Genomic DNA, 15,138 nt, shown 5'->3' on the forward strand with positions numbered 1-15,138 from the left:
CGGCGGGGGCCTTTCGCCGTTTCAGTCCGGAAAGTCTCCGCTTCAGGTATCGTCATCCTCGGGTCGAGCGCGGGTTACCTCCCTCCCTCGGTATCAACACCCCGCTGCTCCCCATCCCCCACCGGCACACGTCGGTGGGGGACTTTTTCGTGTCTGGGGGAGGGGCCGAGGGTGCGTCTCCATCCCGCAAATATCCCGCACGAGGTGTGGCCGACACTGCCCTAGTGGCCTGACTGGCCCCAGTGGCCTAGCCATGACCTGCGGCGGAGTCCTGACCAGTACCCCCTGAACGATCCTCGACATCTTCGAGGGCACCCAGCAGATCCAGCTGCTGGTCGTCGCCCGCCGCGAGCTCGGCCTGTCCTCCAAGGACCTGAAGTAGCAGGTCACGACAGGAAAGAGCACGAAGAGCGGCACCCGGTCACAGGCACACTGTGACCGGGTGCCGCTCTGTGTCGTCCGGGCACTGACCGGTACCATCAGCCGTCATGAGATTCCGTGACCAGCTGACCGCCACAATGCCGGCCCATTTCACGATGCCGGACGAATTCCTGACCCTGGCCGACTGGATAGAGCGGAAGAAGTACGTGACGAGCTGGACTGATCCTGACTCCGGCGAGAAAGGTGCCAACGGAAGTCTCGTCCCTCCCGACATCCACCACGGCTACAACATTTCCCATGTCTACCTCGAGGGCCTGGACAATGCGTCGATGAACTGGGTCGGATCGGACCGGCTCTACCCGCTCGGTGGTACCGGTGCGGACGGATCGTATTTTCATCTGTGGATCGACGACAACGGAATCCAGCAGGTCGTCCACACCGGCTCCGGGTCGGGATCCATGCTGTTCGCCACGTTCCCGTCCGCGTTGTCGGTGCTCCGGCTGTTTGCGGTCGGATATCCCGAACCATGCATGCAGGACGACTGGTGTGACCCGCCGGAGCTCCAGTATGACTTCGACGACGACGAGATCAAGGTCGCCGATTCCAAGCTGAAGCCGTACCGCCGATGGTTGCGCAGACGGTGGGGACAGGAGACGCCGCGGACCGGTGTCGAGGCCCTGGGGCTGACGTCGGCAGAGGCAGCGGTCTGGACCGGCAGTGACGGACCGGAGAACGATCCGTTCCGCAGGTGGCTCGACGAGGTGCAGCAGTGACCGCACCGTTGCCGCCCGGGGCCTGATCCGGTAACCGGAAAGCCCGGGGAGAGGGCGTCCCGCTGACTGCGGAACACCTTCTCCCCGGGCTCTGTGGTCTCGGTCCCGGGCTGTGCCGGCCTGTGTCAGGCGGCGGTCTCCGGGGAATCATCCATGCCGGTGTCGATCTTCGGCAGCTCACGCGGCACGATCTTGCCGACCGCGTTACGCGGCAGGACATCCATGAACACGTAGTAGCGGGGGACGTTGTGGCGGGCCAGGTGGGCCTTCACCGCGGCCTTCGCCCGGTCCTGGAAACCCTCGCGGGTGGCATCGTCCTTGAGGACGACATAGGCGGCGAGCGCCTGACCGAACTCCGGGTCCGCCACGCCGTGGACGGCGACCTCGTAGACCTCCGGCATGTCGGCGATGACGTCCTCCGCCTCCTGCGGGTAGACGTTCTCACCGCCGGAGACGATCATGTCGTCGCTGCGTCCCGCCAGGTAGAACAGGCCGTCCTCGAAGTAGCCGAGGTCACCGGTGGAGACCAGGCCACGGAGGTTCTCCTTGTCCACGCCCGGCCGGGTGTAGCCCTCGAAGAGCAGGTCGTTGCCCACGAACACGCGGCCGACGGTGCCCTCCGGGACATCGTTGCCGTCATCGTCGACGACCTTGAGGGTCGTCGCCATCGGCGCCTTGCCGGCGGTCGTCGGGTGGGCGTCGAGCTCCTCCGGAGTGGCGATGGACGCCCAGGAGACCTCGGTGGAGCCGTAGAGGTTGTAGAGCACCTTGCCGAACTTCTCGTGGGTGTCGCGGATGACCCGCGCGGGCAGCGCCTCGCCGCAGGCCACGATGCTCTTCGTCCCGGGGTTGAACTTCTCCGGGACGGCCTCCAGGAGGCGGCGGAGCTGGGTCGGCACGATGGCGATGTTGGCGGGCCGGTTGGCCTCGATGAGCTTCACGGCGTCCCGCGGGTTGAACTTGCGCTGCAGGATGAACGTGGCGCGCAGCGCCAGGCCCAGCTGGATCTGGCAGAACCCCCAGAGGTGGAACATCGGCGCGGGCACGTAGTAGCCGCGGTGGTGCTTCAGCGGGATGCGTGACATGATCGAGGACGCCGGGAGGTAGGTCTTCGGCTCCGGGCGGCGGGCACCCTTCGGGGTGCCGGTGGTGCCGGAGGTGAGGATGATCGTGCGGCCGCGGCGGGGGCGCGGCGGGATCTTCGTGTCGGCCGGGCCGGTGCGCAGCACCTCGGTCAGGCTGGGCCACTCCGGGTTGCGGGTGGCGTGGTCCTCGTCGGCCGTCGCCTCGGCGACATTGCTCGCGTACTCGATGACGTCGTAGCCGGCGTCGGCCCGCTTCGCCTTCTCCTCCTCGGTGAGGGGAGCGGCGGCCGTGTCCTGGTTCTCCTCCCAGTTGACGATGACCGGGCACTCGTCGAAGCCCTTCGGCAGCAGCGGGATGAACTCCTCGTCGATGAAGAGCAGGTCGATCTTCTGCTCCTTCATCACCGCACGGGTCTGCGAGGCCGAGGCGCCCGTGTTGAACAGGACGATGTCGGTGCCCAGCCGGCCGTGGGCGCAGAGCGTCATGATGAAGCCGCGGTGGTTGCGGCTGAGCATGCCGATTTTGTCGCGCTCGCGCACGCCGGTGCGGTACAGCGCCTCGGCGAGCTTGTCGGTCTGGTCGTTGAGCTCGCTGTAGGTGATCGAGCCGGCGTCATCGAGGATGGCGGTGTGGTACGGGTCCTGGGCGGCGCCGAGTGCGAGCAGGCCGGCAGGGGTGAAGGACCACTGCACGATCGATTTGAGGGCCTTGCCCATCGCCACCGGCCCCATCGGGGCCAGAACGCCCGCCTTGATGAGGGGGAGCGTCCCCTCGGCGAGCTGCGGCAGCTCCTTCGGGCTGATGGTTCGGTCGGATCCACTCATGGTGCCCCTTCTTTCCGGATTCGCGTGAGGTTGGAGTATGAGGTGGTGGCGTGTCGGCACGCCGGTGTAACCCAGGTTACAGATAAAAAAGCATTCTTTTGCGGAATGACCGACTTCGACCGGAAAAACCCGCCGGGCGCTCTGTTCGCTGACGGCGTACAGCCCGTGAAGGCGTCCAGAAAATATACTGTGACCTGGCAATATGATGTCCCTGAAGGGGGCCGGGGCGGTGGGAACAGACCCCGGGGCCGATCCGTTGACACAGGTGAGTCAACGAAGGGTCAGGAAGTCACTAAGGTGGTGGCCGTACCCGGACCCCAGGCAGAGGGAGAGCTAATGTTCGAGAGGTTCACCGACCGTGCGCGGCGTGTTGTCGTCCTGGCGCAGGAAGAGGCCCGCGCGCTCAACCACAACTACATCGGGACCGAGCACATCCTGCTCGGCCTGATCCACGAGGGCGAGGGCGTGGCCGCCAAGGCCCTTGAATCCATGGGAATCTCCCTGGAAGCCGTCCGGACCGAAGTCGAGGACATCATCGGCACGGGTGGACACCCGCCGAACGGCTACATCCCCTTCACCCCGCGCGCCAAGAAGGTGCTGGAGCTCGCCCTGCGCGAGGCCCTGCAGCTCGGCCACAAGTACATCGGGACCGAGCACATCCTGCTCGGCCTGATCCGCGAGGGTGAGGGCGTCGCCGCCCAGGTGCTGGTCAAGCTCGGCGCCGACCTGTCCCGCGTCCGGCAGCAGGTCATCCAGCTGCTGTCGGGTTACGAAGGCGGCGAGCCGGAGAGCGAGCACGCCTCCGACGAGCCGGCCGGTGCCGGTGTCGGCGGCGGCGACGGTGCCTCGTCCGGCCCGTCCGGCAAGCCCGGCCAGAAGTCGAACTCGCTGGTCCTCGACCAGTTCGGCCGCAACCTGACCCAGGCCGCCAAGGACGGCAAGCTGGACCCGGTCGTCGGCCGCGGCAAGGAGATCGAGCGCATCATGCAGGTGCTCTCGCGGCGCACGAAGAACAACCCGGTGCTCATCGGTGAGCCCGGCGTCGGCAAGACCGCCGTCGTCGAGGGGCTGGCGCTCGACATCGTCAACGGCAAGGTGCCGGAGACGCTGAAGGACAAGCAGCTCTACTCGCTCGACCTGGGTTCCCTGGTCGCCGGTTCCCGCTACCGCGGTGACTTCGAGGAGCGCCTGAAGAAGGTGCTCAAGGAGATCAACCAGCGCGGTGACATCATCCTGTTCATCGACGAGATCCACACCCTCGTCGGTGCGGGTGCCGCCGAGGGCGCGATCGACGCGGCCAGCATCCTCAAGCCGAAGCTGGCCCGCGGTGAGCTGCAGACCATCGGTGCCACGACGCTGGACGAGTACCGCAAGCACATCGAGAAGGACGCCGCCCTGGAGCGCCGCTTCCAGCCGGTCCAGGTCCCGGAGCCGAGCGTCGAGCTGACGGTCGAGATCCTCAAGGGCCTGCGCGACCGCTACGAGCAGCACCACCGCGTGTCCATCACCGATGACGCGCTCAAGGCCGCCGCCCGGCTGTCGGACCGCTACATCAACGACCGCTTCCTGCCGGACAAGGCCGTCGACCTCATCGACGAGGCCGGCGCCCGGATGCGCATCAAGCGGATGACCGCCCCGAAGTCCATCCAGAAGGTCGACGACCGGATCGCCGAGGTGCGCCGCGCCAAGGAAGCCGCCATCGACGACCAGGACTTCGAGAAGGCCGCCTCGCTGCGTGACGACGAGCGCAAGCTCACCGAGGAGCGTGCGGAGAAGGAGAAGCAGTGGCGGGCCGGTGAACTCGACGACGTCGCCGAGATCGGCCCCGAGGAGATCGCCGAGGTCCTGGGTTCCTGGACCGGCATCCCCGTCGTCCAGCTCACCGAGGAGGAGTCCACCCGGCTGCTCCACATGGAGGACGAGCTGCACAAGCGGATCATCGGTCAGGAGGACGCCGTCAAGGCGGTCTCCCGGGCGATCCGGCGTACCCGCGCCGGCCTGAAGGACCCGAAGCGTCCGAGCGGTTCGTTCATCTTCGCCGGCCCGTCCGGTGTCGGTAAGACCGAGCTGTCGAAGGCACTGGCCGAGTTCCTGTTCGGTGACGACGATTCGCTGATCCAGATCGACATGGGCGAGTTCCACGACAAGTTCACGGCGTCCCGCCTGTTCGGTGCCCCTCCGGGGTACGTCGGCTACGACGAGGGCGGCCAGCTGACCGAGAAGGTCCGCCGCAAGCCGTTCTCCGTGGTCCTGTTCGACGAGATCGAGAAGGCCCACTCCGAGATCTACAACACCCTGCTGCAGGTCCTGGAGGAAGGTCGGCTGACCGACGGTCAGGGCCGGGTCGTGGACTTCAAGAACACCGTCCTGATCTTCACCTCGAACCTCGGTACCTCCGACATCTCGAAGGCCGTCGGCATGGGCTTCAGCGGCTCCTCCGAGACCGACGAGGAGGCGCAGTACGACCGGATGAAGGCGAAGGTCAACGACGAGCTGAAGAAGCACTTCCGCCCGGAGTTCCTCAACCGTATCGACGACATCGTGGTCTTCCACCAGCTCACGCAGGAACAGATCGTCCAGATGGTCGACCTGCTGCTGGGTCGGGTCCGTACCCTCCTCGAGGAGAAGGACATGGCGCTGGAGGTCAGCGACAAGGCCAAGCAGCTGCTGGCCCGCCGCGGTTTCGACCCGGTGCTCGGTGCCCGCCCGCTGCGCCGCACGATCCAGAACCAGATCGAGGACGAGCTGTCCGAGAAGATCCTGTTCGGTGAGGTCGGCGCCGGTGAGATCGTCACCGTCGACGTCGAGAACTGGGACGGCGGCCAGGCGACGGAGAACGCGAAGTTCGTCTTCGGTTCCAAGCCCATCCCGGTCCCGGTCACCCCGGCCGAGCCCGCTGAGGCGGAGCTCGAGTCCGCCGAGGCGACCTCCGGGGACGCCGAGTAGGCAGTAGCCGGTACCACCCGGCACTACCCGGCACTGCCGGACGCCCCGGGCCGGTGCGGAGAATTCCGCACCGGCCCGGGGCGTCCTGTCATGTCCGGCGGGGACAGCCTGCTGTCCGTCCCGGGGAGGTTGTCAACGCCGTCGTCGGTGTCGGTTTCCCGAACCGAGGGGTCGGCCGGCTCCGGCGGATGTCGGGTTCACGAACCCGGGTGCGGTCCGTGAACAGGAAATTCGACCTGTCGGTTCGTTCTGCGGAGATCGGGGTCGGTGGCGGGGCCGGTGTCGGGCTCACCGGGTCCCCGGGACCACACCTACCGGGGGAGCCGGTAACCGCTGCCGTCGGCCTCCACCAGGCCGTCCGCGACCAGGCCGGCGAGCGCCCGCTCACGTTGGGCGGCATCCTCACCCGTCGCGGTGAAGGCCGCCGCGGAGGCCACCGGCGCCTCCCGCAGGATGGCCATGATCCGGCCACGCACCTGCCGGTCGGTCCCCTCGAACTTCTGGACCCGGCGCTTCGCCGCAGCCGTCGCCGCGGCGCTCGGTTCCGGGCGGCCCAGCGCGACCCACCGGCAGCGGGACACGACCGGGCAGTCGTCGCAGTGCGGGGACCGGGCCGTGCAGACCAGCGCCCCCAGCTCCATCAGCGACGAGCACATACCCACCGCCTCTTCCCGACGGCCCGGATCCTGCACCGGATTGCGGTAGCCGCGCCGGTCGAGCGTGGGGTCAGCGTCCACCCAGGGCAGTAGATCGGCGACGGCGGGCAGATCCGAGGCGGCGGCCGTGCCCTGCAGAAAGTCGCCGCGGACCAGCCGGCGGTGCACCCGGCGGACGTTCGTGTCGACCACCGGCACCGCCTGACCGAAGGCGAAGGCGGCGACGGCACGGGCGGTGTACCCGCCGATGCCGGGCAACGCGAGCAGTTCACCGACATCGGAGGGCACCTCGCCGCTGTGGCGTTCCACGATGGCCGCGGCACACTCGCGCAGCCGCAGGGCCCGCCGCGGATAGCCGAGGTTGGCCCACGCCCGGAGGACCTCGTCGGTCGGTGCGGCAGCCAGGGCGGCGGGGTCCGGCCACCGGTCCAGCCACTCCCGCCACCGTGGTTCGACCCGGGCGACGGGGGTCTGCTGGGACATGATCTCGCTGAGCAGCACCGCCCACGGGGACGTTCCCGGTGCCCGCCACGGCAGGTCACGGGCGTGCCCGGCGTACCAGGAATTGAGAAGTTCACCGGTGGAACAGGAGGAGGGCATGATGGACATCATGACACCACAGGAATCTCTCGAGAAACTCCGCCGGGGCAACGCCCGGTTCATGGAGGACCGGTCCGCCCACCCACGGCAGGACAGCGCCCGACGCGAACTCCTCACCTCCGGACAGAAACCGTCCGCGGTCGTGCTGGCCTGTTCGGACTCGCGGGTGCCGGTCGAGATCATCTTCGACCAGGGGCTCGGCGATGTGTTCGTCATCCGGACGGCGGGGGAGATCACCGACCTGTCGGTGCTCGCCTCCCTCGAATTCGCGGTGGCGGGACTCGGCGTCCCGCTCGTCGTCGTGCTCGGCCACGAGAGCTGCGGTGCGGTGAAAGCGGCGCACCACGCCCTGGAGACCGGCGAGCTGCCGCCCGGCTTCCAGCGCGTCCTCGTGGAGAAGGTGACTCCCTCACTGCTGGCGTCCCGCGCCCACGGCGGCCGGACCACCGACGACTTCGAGCGCACCCACGTCGAGGAGATCGCCAACCACATCGTCGACCGTTCCCCGCAGATCCTCGAGGGGGTGCGCGACGGCAGCTGCGGCGTGGTCGGGATGCGCTACCGGCTGTCCGACGGGCTCACCGAACCCGTGGTGACCTACGGTGTCGACATCGAGGGGCTCGACCGCCAGCCGGTGTAGACGTGTCGTGACCGGGCACCGGAGGTACCGCTCGATAGGATGGGGGCGTGACCGCGCCCCGTAACCCGTACCCCGACGACCCGCGTCCCCTGCCGCCCGAGATTTACCGCCGCCGCCGTATCGCCGCGGTGGTGGTTCTCGTCGTGGTGGTGGTGCTCATCGTCCTGGGGCTGCGGGCCTGCTCGGGCGGCGGCGACGGGGCGACGGACGAGAACGCGGCCGCCACCTCCTCGACAACGGCGCAGAGCTGGCCGGCCTCCGCGTCGGCGACCGCGACAAGCGCTCCGTCGACCACCTCCTCCGGCGCATCGGCGTCCTCGTCGTCGGCCACGGAGTCCGCGTCCCCGAGCACCTCGGCGGCCCCGGAACCGGGGGAGGCGTGCGTGCCCGGCGACCTGCAGCTCGCAGTGCGCTCCGGCGCGCCCTCCTACGGTCCCGGCGAGAACCCCGACTTCTACCTCACGGTGACGAATCCGGGGGACAAGCCCTGCAACCTCGATCTCGGCGAGGCCCCGCTGCGCTTCGATGTCTTCTCCCTCGGCGACTACAGCCGGGTCTGGGGCGACACCGACTGCAATGAGCCGACCTCCCAGGGCACCACGGCCCTGCCGGCCGGCGAGGCGAAGAGTTTCAAGATGAGCGGCTGGTCCCGGACCACGTCCGCCCCCGGACAGTGCGGGGACCGTGCGCCCGTCCCCGCCGGCTCCTACCTCGTCTACGGCCACGTCGGGGACGCCGCCTCGGAACCCGGCACATTCAACCTCGGCTAGCCGGCCCCGGACGCGGCGGGCGGGATACTGTCCCAGACCTCCCGCCAGTGGTCGGCGAGCGAGTCGACCGTCTCGTGCGCGTTGAGCCCGCTGGGCTGCGGCACGACCCACAGCGGGATGTCGGCCGGCCAGCCGTCCGGCAGGCTCTCCCCGGACTGCCGTCCGGTCCGGGCCTTAGGACGCCGGAACGCCGCGCGGTACGCGGTGATCCCCGCGATCGCGACGGCTGCGGGGTGCAGCCGCCGGATCCGGTCGATGAGGGTCACGCCGCCGCGCCGCAGTTCATCCCGGTCGAGCTGGTCGGCCCGCGCGGTGGCGCGACCGACGATGTTGGTCACGCCGATGCCCCGGCCCAGCAGATCCGCCTCGTCGCTGTCGTCCAGGCCCAGGGAGGCGTCCACCTGACCGGCGGTGAGCCCCGCCCGGAACAGTGAGGGCCAGAACCGGTTGCCGGGGCGGGCGAACGGGGCGTTGACCGCGGCGGTCCACAGTCCCGGGTTGATACCCACGATGAGCAGCCGCAGCGGCGGGTCGGCGGGGCCGGGGAGCAGATCGTCCATGGCGTCGGGGGCGGTGGTGTCCACCCCGGCGAGATCGGCCTTCGTCGGCCGGGCACCGGCCAGCGGTGAGGGACGTCGCCTGCTCATGCGTCCTCCTGCCCGCTGCGGTCCGCCGTGGTGTTGAGGTGGAAGATCGCCAGCGCCTCGCTGAGCGTCTCCACCGGGATCACCCGGAGTCCCTGCGGATTCGCCTGGTCCACGGCGTTCGTGGCCCGGGGGACGACGGCGACGGTGAATCCCAGCCGGGCGGCCTCCGCCAGCCGGAACCGGAGATCGGGGACCCGGCGGACCTCCCCGCCGAGACCGACCTCCCCGACGGCGACGAGTCCGGTGGGCAGTGGCCGACCGTTGACCGTCGAGGCCAGGGCGAGTGCGGTGGCCAGATCGGCGGCGGGCTCGACGATCTTCATGCCGCCGACCGTCGCCGCATAGACCTCCCGCTCCATCATGTCCAGCTTGCACCGTTGTGCCAGCACCGCCAGGACCATCGCGACCCGGTTGGCGTCGATACCGGTCACCACCCGACGCGGGGTGTGCTGCTTCGACGTCAGGGCGAGGGTCTGGATCTCGCCGACCATGGCGCGGCGTCCGTCCATGAGCACCGCCACCGCGGTGCCCGAGACCGGCTGATCCCGCTGGTGGAGGAACAGGCCGGAGGGATCCGCGACCTCGCGGATGCCCTCCGCGGTCTGTTCGAAACACCCGACCTCGTCGGTCGACCCGAACCGGTTCTTCTGGCCGCGCAGGAAACGCAGGGCGCTGTGGCGGTCGCCCTCGAACTGGAGGACGACGTCCACGAGGTGCTCGACGGTCCGGGGGCCGGCCACCGCGCCGTCCTTGGTGACGTGGCCGACCAGCAGGACCGGGATGCCGCTGGATTTCGCGAACGTCGTGAGCGTGGCGGCGACCGCGCGGGTCTGGGCGACACCGCCGGCCACCCCCTCGACCCCGGTCGCGTGGAGCGTCTGCAGTGAATCGACGATGACGAGCTCCGGGGCCACCTGGTCGATCTGCCCCAGCGCGGTCTCCAGGTCGTTCTCCGCGGCGAGGTAGAGGTTGTCGGACAGGGCACCGGTGCGGTCGGCCCGGTGGCGGACCTGACCGACGGACTCCTCGGCGGTGAGGTAGAGGACGCTGCGGCCCAACCGGGCCCAGCGGTTCGCGACCTCGAGCAGCAGGGTCGACTTGCCGACACCGGGCTCACCGGCGAGCAGGACGGCACTGCCGGGAACCACACCGCCGCCGAGGACCCGGTCGAGTTCCCCGATGCCGCTGGGCCGGTGGGCCGCACCGCCGGGGGCGATGTCGGTGACGCGCCGGGCCGCCGCGGTCGGGGTCAGCCCCGCGACCCGGCCGGACCGCGCGGCTCCGCCCCGGGAACCCGGTGATCCCGACGAGGACACCGCCGCGAGCGGTGAGGGCGCCGCCTCGGCGACCGTCCCCCATTCCCCGCAGGAGGGGCAGCGACCCACCCATTTCGATACCCGGTGGCCGCAGGAGGTGCATTCGTAACCGGGGGATTTCTTCGCCATGGCGTCAGACTATCCCACCCACCGGACAGCGACGTCGGCACCGACGGGGACGGCCCCCGCCGCGGCATCGTCAGTGCCGTGGCGGGGGCCGTCCTCCGTCGGATGCGGGCCTAGTGCTCGCCGACCGGGATGTCGGCGTCCGCGGTGCCGTCCTTGGTGATCCCGTCCTGGCCGCGGTCGGTCTGACCGGCCTCCGGGTAGAACGAGGTGACCGGGGCGTTGACCGTGATGTCACCGGTGTTGAAGGTGAAGGTGATGTTGCGGGCGGCGCCCGGGTAGAAGTTCTCGCCGGTGACCCGGGTCGGCAGGTAGTCCGTGCAGCCCTTCTCGTTGTGCTGTGCGCCCATCTCCTTGAGCGACGCGGCACTGTCGGCGACGATGTTGCAGTCGGCGGCGATGGTCTTCTGACCACCGAAGTCGAGCGTCGCGTCCTGCACCTTCACGCTGTCGAGGGTGATGTCCTCATCCTCGATGCCCTGGTTGGAGGCGTTGAACTTCAGGGACACCGAGTTGTCCGGCTGGATGATGAGGCTGACGTCACGGACGACAGCGTCCCCCTGCGTGCCGTTGGTGCCGTTGACGGCCGGGGCCTGGTTCGCGGTCTGCGAGATCTGGCCGGCACCGCAGGCGGTCGCGGCCAGTGCCGCCGAGCCGGCGATCAGGGCGAGGGCGCCGCGGGCGGCGGTGGACTTCAGGGACTTCACTGGCTTCTCCTCCATTGAGGCAAACGTCGTACTGCAGTTGAGCTCCAGACTAACCCCTGCCGGGTGTGCGCACCTACTTGCCCGGGGGTACGGGGCGGGTGGTGCTAGAATGGGCGGTCATGGAGTTCAACATCGGGGACGTTGTCGTCTACCCCCATCATGGTGCGGCCGAGATCAAGGGATTCGAACAGCGGGATTTCAAGGGTAAGACCGTCGACTACCTTGTCCTCCGTATCCTGCAGGGTGACCTCGAGGTGCGGGTCCCTGCGGCGAACGCGGAGGCCGTCGGTGTGCGCGACGTCGTCGGTGAGGAGGGGCTGCAGAAGGTCTTCTCCGTCCTGCGGGAGACCGATGTCGAGGAGGCCGGCAACTGGTCCCGCCGGTACAAGGCGAACCAGGAGCGGCTCGCCTCCGGCGACGTCAACCGGGTTGCCGAGGTCGTCCGTGACCTGTGGCGACGTGACCAGGACCGCGGCCTGTCCGCGGGTGAGAAGCGCATGCTGTCGAAGGCACGTCAGGTGCTCGTCGGCGAGATCGCCCTGGCGGAGGGGGTGGACGACGAGAAGGCGGACGCCGTCCTGAAGAAGATGGACGAGACCATCGTCCGGCACCGGGAGGAGGCCGCGGCCCGTCGCGCCGCCGGCGTCCCGTCCACCACTGAAGGCCGTGCCAGCGTCGACCTCGACGACGAGCTCGACGACAGTAAGTAGCGGGCCGACGTGACGTCGGGCATGTCCCGGGAGGTCTCGGACACCGTCTACGCCGTCGTCGCCGCCGCGGGGAGCGGACGCCGCCTGGGTCGGGAGACCCCGAAGGCGTTCGTCGACGTCTCCGGCCGCACCGTCCTGGAACGGTGCCTCGACGGACTCGCGGCCGCCGAGGCCGTCGACCACACGGTCGTCACCGTCCCGGCGGACATGGTCGACGATGTCCGGACGCTCGTCGACCGGCAGCGTCCACTGTGGGGCGCGATGTCCGTGCAGGTCGTGGCCGGTGGTGGCGAGCGGATCCATTCCGTGCTCGCCGGACTGCACGCGGTCGCGGCCCACGCCGGCGTCCCCCACACCGGCATCCCGGACGGCGGTGCCGGGGGAGAGAGCGGCGCGGAGACCGTCGTCGCCGTGCACGATGCGGCACGGTGCCTCACCCCGCCGACGATGATCGCCACGTGTGTCGAAACCGCCCGGGAGGGCCTGCGCACCGGTGGCTGGGCGGGTGTCGTGCCCGCACTGCCGGTCACCGACACGGTGAAGATCGTGGACGCCGCCGGGGTCGTCCGGTCCACTCCGGCCCGCGAGACCCTGCGGGCCGCCCAGACCCCCCAGGTCTTCGGCCTGCACGGACTGCTGCGGGCGAACCGGATGAACGAGGCCCGGGAGGAACTCGATTCCGCACACCCGACCGGGCTCGTCCCCGGGCCCCTGGCCACCGACGATTCCTCACTGATGGAGCTGGCGGGGGAGCGGGTCCTCGCCGTTGCCGGGGACCCGCAGGCGTTCAAGATCACCTGGCCCGACGATCTCGACCGGGCCGTCCGGCTCGTGGAAGGAGAGGAATGAACAGTCCCGTCATCCCCCGGGTGGGGGTCGCCACCGACGCCCACCGGACCGAGCCCGGGAAACCCTGCTGGATGGCCGGGCTCCATTTCCCCGACGTCGACGGGTGCGAGGGGCATTCCGACGGCGACGTCGTCTGCCACGCCGTCGTCGACGCGCTGCTCTCGGCCGCGGGCCTCGGGGATCTCGGCTCGTTCGTCGGGGTGGACCGGCCCGAGTATGCGGGGGTGACCGGGGCCGAGCTGCTCACCGAATGCCGTGACCTGCTCGACCGCAACGGAGCCACCGTCGGCAACGCCGCGGTCCAGATGATCGGCAACCGGCCGAAGATGGGACCGCGGCGGGCGGAGGCGGAGCGGCTGCTCAGTGACCTGCTCGGCGCGCCGGTCAGCGTGTCGGCGACGACGACCGACGGACTGGGCTTCACCGGGCGGGGTGACGGGGTGGCGGCGGTCGCCACCGCCGTCGTGTGGACGGACCTTTCCTGAGGGGCACGGCGCCGGTGACGGCGGCCGTCAGGCGAAACTGACGGGGGCCTCGCCGACGTTCCGGGACGAGTTGTCGTCGTCGCCGAAGACCTTGAGGACGCACTTGTCGGTGGCACAGTTCACGGCCTCGCCCGTGGTCTTCACCGTGAGGGAGGCTTCCGCCGTCCCGTCGGAATCGGTGTGGGCGGTGCCCTGGTCCGAGCCTTCCGGGGTGATCCACGTCGCGGACTCCCGGTCGCCGGTGCAGTCCGGCGGAACACCGTGGCCGGCGGCGTCCGCACCGGTGCCGGCCTTGCAGATGGCCAGGTAGTAGCCGGCGGAGGTGTCCAGGTTGCGGACCGTGACCTTGACCGTGTCGCCGTCGGTGAGGTCGACAGTCCGGTCCGCGGTGATCTGCGGGGTACCCGGCTCTGCGGAATCGTCCTTGGAACCGGCCCCGTGACCGTCGTTGTCCGGGGCGTTGAGTTCGGACAGTGCGACGTCGATGTCGGACTGGGCTGCGGCACTGTTGGCCGCCGCATCGTCCTTGTCACCGGAACAGGCGGTGAGCCCGAGAGCGAGGGTGGCGGCCGCGGCAACGGCGGCGCACCGGCGGGACAGGTGGATGGACATCGGCACTCTCCTTGACGAGAAACACGGTAAACACGGTAAACACGGTGGACACAGGAAACACAGGGTTTACCGGGGAGAGTATCAAAACCGGGGTCCCGCCACCGCCGTTCCGGTCAGATCCGGACGGTGCTCTCGACCGCCCCGAGACCGTCGATCTCCACCCGGACCACATCGCCGTCCGCGAGGAACCGGTCGGAGCCGGCGCCCACACCCTCCGGGGTGCCGGTGACGATGACGTCACCGGGTTCGAGCGTGGCGAACTCGGAGATGTAGCGCACCAGGTCGACCGGGGAGAAAACCAGGTCCGCCGTCGAGTGCTCCTGCCGGACCTCGCCGTTGACCGTGGTACGCAGCACCGCGCCCTCGGCGACCGGGTCACACCCGTCAGCCGTGGTGAGCCAGGGCCCCAGGGCCGAGGAGGCGTCCAGATTCTTGCCCTGCAGCCACTGCTGCGTCCGGTACTGCCAGTCCCGCTGGGAGAAGTCATCGGCCACCGCGTAACCGGCGATCACACTGCGGGCGTCCTGTGCGGAGGCGCCGCCCCGCCCGCCACGGAGGCGGCGTCCGATGACGACGGCGAGCTCCCCCTCGTAGTCCGCCTTCGCCGCGAGGTGCTCCGGGACACGGACGTCGGTGTACGGGCCGGTGAGCGCCGAGGTGAACTTCGCGAACAGGGTCGGGTGGTCGGGGACCGGGTGGCCCATCTCGGTGATGTGCTCCCGGTAGTTCAGGCCGACGCACACCACCTTCGACGGGCGGGGGATGACCGGCAGCAGGGCGGTCCGCGGCAGGGTGACCGGGGTGCCGTCGCGGCGCAGACCGGTCTCCACCTTCGCCGCCAGCCCGGCGGCGGAGGTCCGCATCACCGCGCCGAGGTCCTGGCGCTCCACGACCCGGCCGGTGACCGTCGCCGCGGTCCCGTCGGCGCCTCCGTCGGTCCCGTCGACGACGATGGTCGAGGGGGCGCCGCTGATCAGTGCCGTCGCGAGCTTCATGGGACGTCTCTCCTA

The 15,138-nt window shown here is 69.7% G+C and carries 14 protein-coding genes; 7 read left to right on the top strand and 7 right to left on the bottom strand.

Features of this window, described 5'->3' with window-relative positions; translation table 11 throughout:
• Positions 1-488: 488 nt before the first annotated feature.
• Complete coding sequence (locus FSW06_RS12260) at positions 489-1,154, top strand: hypothetical protein (protein WP_010120115.1); 666 nt, start codon at positions 489-491, stop codon at positions 1,152-1,154.
• Positions 1,155-1,279: 125 nt separating this feature from the next.
• On the opposite strand, the gene FSW06_RS12265 is transcribed toward FSW06_RS12260, so the two are convergent.
• A complete protein-coding gene (locus tag FSW06_RS12265; protein ID WP_010120114.1) occupies positions 1,280-3,064 on the bottom strand; it encodes an AMP-binding protein in 1,785 nt (594 codons plus the stop codon).
• Positions 3,065-3,400: 336 nt separating this feature from the next.
• Between FSW06_RS12265 and FSW06_RS12270 the strand changes: the two genes are divergently transcribed.
• Positions 3,401-6,010: an ATP-dependent Clp protease ATP-binding subunit gene (locus FSW06_RS12270; protein ID WP_010120113.1), complete on the top strand. Its 2,610-nt coding sequence runs from the start codon at positions 3,401-3,403 to the stop codon at positions 6,008-6,010.
• Between the two features lie 311 nt (positions 6,011-6,321).
• Here FSW06_RS12270 and FSW06_RS12275 read toward each other — a convergent pair whose 3' ends face one another.
• Complete coding sequence (locus FSW06_RS12275) at positions 6,322-7,266, bottom strand: HhH-GPD family protein (RefSeq protein WP_010120112.1); 945 nt, start codon at positions 7,264-7,266, stop codon at positions 6,322-6,324.
• Here FSW06_RS12275 and FSW06_RS12280 point away from each other — a divergent pair.
• Positions 7,265-7,906: a carbonic anhydrase gene (locus tag FSW06_RS12280; RefSeq protein ID WP_010120111.1), complete on the top strand. Its 642-nt coding sequence runs from the start codon at positions 7,265-7,267 to the stop codon at positions 7,904-7,906. The genes FSW06_RS12275 and FSW06_RS12280 overlap by 2 nt on opposite strands.
• Positions 7,907-7,953: 47 nt before the next feature.
• Positions 7,954-8,676 carry a hypothetical protein gene (locus FSW06_RS12285; protein WP_050801962.1) on the top strand — a complete coding sequence of 241 codons (723 nt, stop codon included), beginning with the start codon at positions 7,954-7,956 and terminating at the stop codon, positions 8,674-8,676.
• Here FSW06_RS12285 and FSW06_RS12290 read toward each other — a convergent pair.
• The 3 genes from FSW06_RS12290 to FSW06_RS12300 form a co-directional block, all read right to left on the bottom strand.
• A complete protein-coding gene (locus tag FSW06_RS12290; RefSeq protein WP_010120108.1) occupies positions 8,673-9,323 on the bottom strand; it encodes a mismatch-specific DNA-glycosylase in 651 nt (216 codons plus the stop codon). The two genes, FSW06_RS12285 and FSW06_RS12290, sit on opposite strands and share 4 nt — an antisense overlap.
• A complete protein-coding gene (gene radA, locus FSW06_RS12295) occupies positions 9,320-10,768 on the bottom strand; it encodes a DNA repair protein RadA (protein WP_029449374.1) in 1,449 nt (482 codons plus the stop codon). Before radA ends, FSW06_RS12290 begins: the two co-directional genes overlap by 4 nt.
• 110 nt (positions 10,769-10,878) lie before the next feature.
• The gene (locus tag FSW06_RS12300; protein WP_010120106.1) at positions 10,879-11,472 is read right to left on the bottom strand and encodes a hypothetical protein; all 594 of its coding nucleotides are present in this window, start codon (positions 11,470-11,472) and stop codon (positions 10,879-10,881) included.
• Between the two features lie 119 nt (positions 11,473-11,591).
• Between FSW06_RS12300 and FSW06_RS12305 the strand changes: the two genes are divergently transcribed.
• From FSW06_RS12305 to ispF, 3 genes are read left to right on the top strand one after another with little or no spacing between them, the layout of a single operon-like run.
• A complete protein-coding gene (locus tag FSW06_RS12305; RefSeq protein WP_010120105.1) occupies positions 11,592-12,182 on the top strand; it encodes a CarD family transcriptional regulator in 591 nt (196 codons plus the stop codon).
• Positions 12,183-12,191: 9 nt separating this feature from the next.
• Complete coding sequence (locus FSW06_RS12310) at positions 12,192-13,031, top strand: IspD/TarI family cytidylyltransferase (RefSeq protein WP_416372523.1); 840 nt, start codon at positions 12,192-12,194, stop codon at positions 13,029-13,031.
• A complete protein-coding gene (gene ispF, locus FSW06_RS12315; RefSeq protein ID WP_010120102.1) occupies positions 13,028-13,516 on the top strand; it encodes a 2-C-methyl-D-erythritol 2,4-cyclodiphosphate synthase in 489 nt (162 codons plus the stop codon). The genes FSW06_RS12310 and ispF overlap by 4 nt, the downstream gene beginning before the upstream one ends.
• 27 nt (positions 13,517-13,543) lie before the next feature.
• Here the strand turns inward: ispF and FSW06_RS12320 are convergent, their stop codons facing one another.
• Together FSW06_RS12320 and FSW06_RS12325 are read right to left on the bottom strand one after the other, a co-directional pair.
• Positions 13,544-14,128, bottom strand: coding sequence for a hypothetical protein (locus tag FSW06_RS12320; protein WP_010120100.1), 585 nt, complete (start codon positions 14,126-14,128; stop codon positions 13,544-13,546).
• Positions 14,129-14,241: 113 nt separating this feature from the next.
• Positions 14,242-15,123, bottom strand: coding sequence for a fumarylacetoacetate hydrolase family protein (locus FSW06_RS12325; RefSeq protein WP_010120099.1), 882 nt, complete (start codon positions 15,121-15,123; stop codon positions 14,242-14,244).
• Positions 15,124-15,138 lie beyond the last annotated feature (15 nt).

This window comes from Corynebacterium nuruki S6-4, assembly GCF_007970465.1.
Classification (GTDB): domain Bacteria; phylum Actinomycetota; class Actinomycetes; order Mycobacteriales; family Mycobacteriaceae; genus Corynebacterium; species Corynebacterium nuruki.

What these genes read in the sequence shown, in the direction of transcription:
- FSW06_RS12325 (WP_010120099.1), bottom strand. Translation starts at nt 15,123, where the DNA reads ATGAAGCTCGCGACGGCACTGATCAGCGGCGCCCCCTCGACCATCGTC.
- FSW06_RS12280 (WP_010120111.1), top strand. Translation starts at nt 7,265, where the DNA reads ATGATGGACATCATGACACCACAGGAATCTCTCGAGAAACTCCGCCGG.
- FSW06_RS12275 (WP_010120112.1), bottom strand. Translation starts at nt 7,266, where the DNA reads ATGCCCTCCTCCTGTTCCACCGGTGAACTTCTCAATTCCTGGTACGCC.
- FSW06_RS12265 (WP_010120114.1), bottom strand. Translation starts at nt 3,064, where the DNA reads ATGAGTGGATCCGACCGAACCATCAGCCCGAAGGAGCTGCCGCAGCTC.
- FSW06_RS12290 (WP_010120108.1), bottom strand. Translation starts at nt 9,323, where the DNA reads ATGAGCAGGCGACGTCCCTCACCGCTGGCCGGTGCCCGGCCGACGAAG.
- FSW06_RS12320 (WP_010120100.1), bottom strand. Translation starts at nt 14,128, where the DNA reads ATGTCCATCCACCTGTCCCGCCGGTGCGCCGCCGTTGCCGCGGCCGCC.
- ispF (WP_010120102.1), top strand. Translation starts at nt 13,028, where the DNA reads ATGAACAGTCCCGTCATCCCCCGGGTGGGGGTCGCCACCGACGCCCAC.
- FSW06_RS12305 (WP_010120105.1), top strand. Translation starts at nt 11,592, where the DNA reads ATGGAGTTCAACATCGGGGACGTTGTCGTCTACCCCCATCATGGTGCG.
- FSW06_RS12260 (WP_010120115.1), top strand. Translation starts at nt 489, where the DNA reads ATGAGATTCCGTGACCAGCTGACCGCCACAATGCCGGCCCATTTCACG.
- radA (WP_029449374.1), bottom strand. Translation starts at nt 10,768, where the DNA reads ATGGCGAAGAAATCCCCCGGTTACGAATGCACCTCCTGCGGCCACCGG.
- FSW06_RS12270 (WP_010120113.1), top strand. Translation starts at nt 3,401, where the DNA reads ATGTTCGAGAGGTTCACCGACCGTGCGCGGCGTGTTGTCGTCCTGGCG.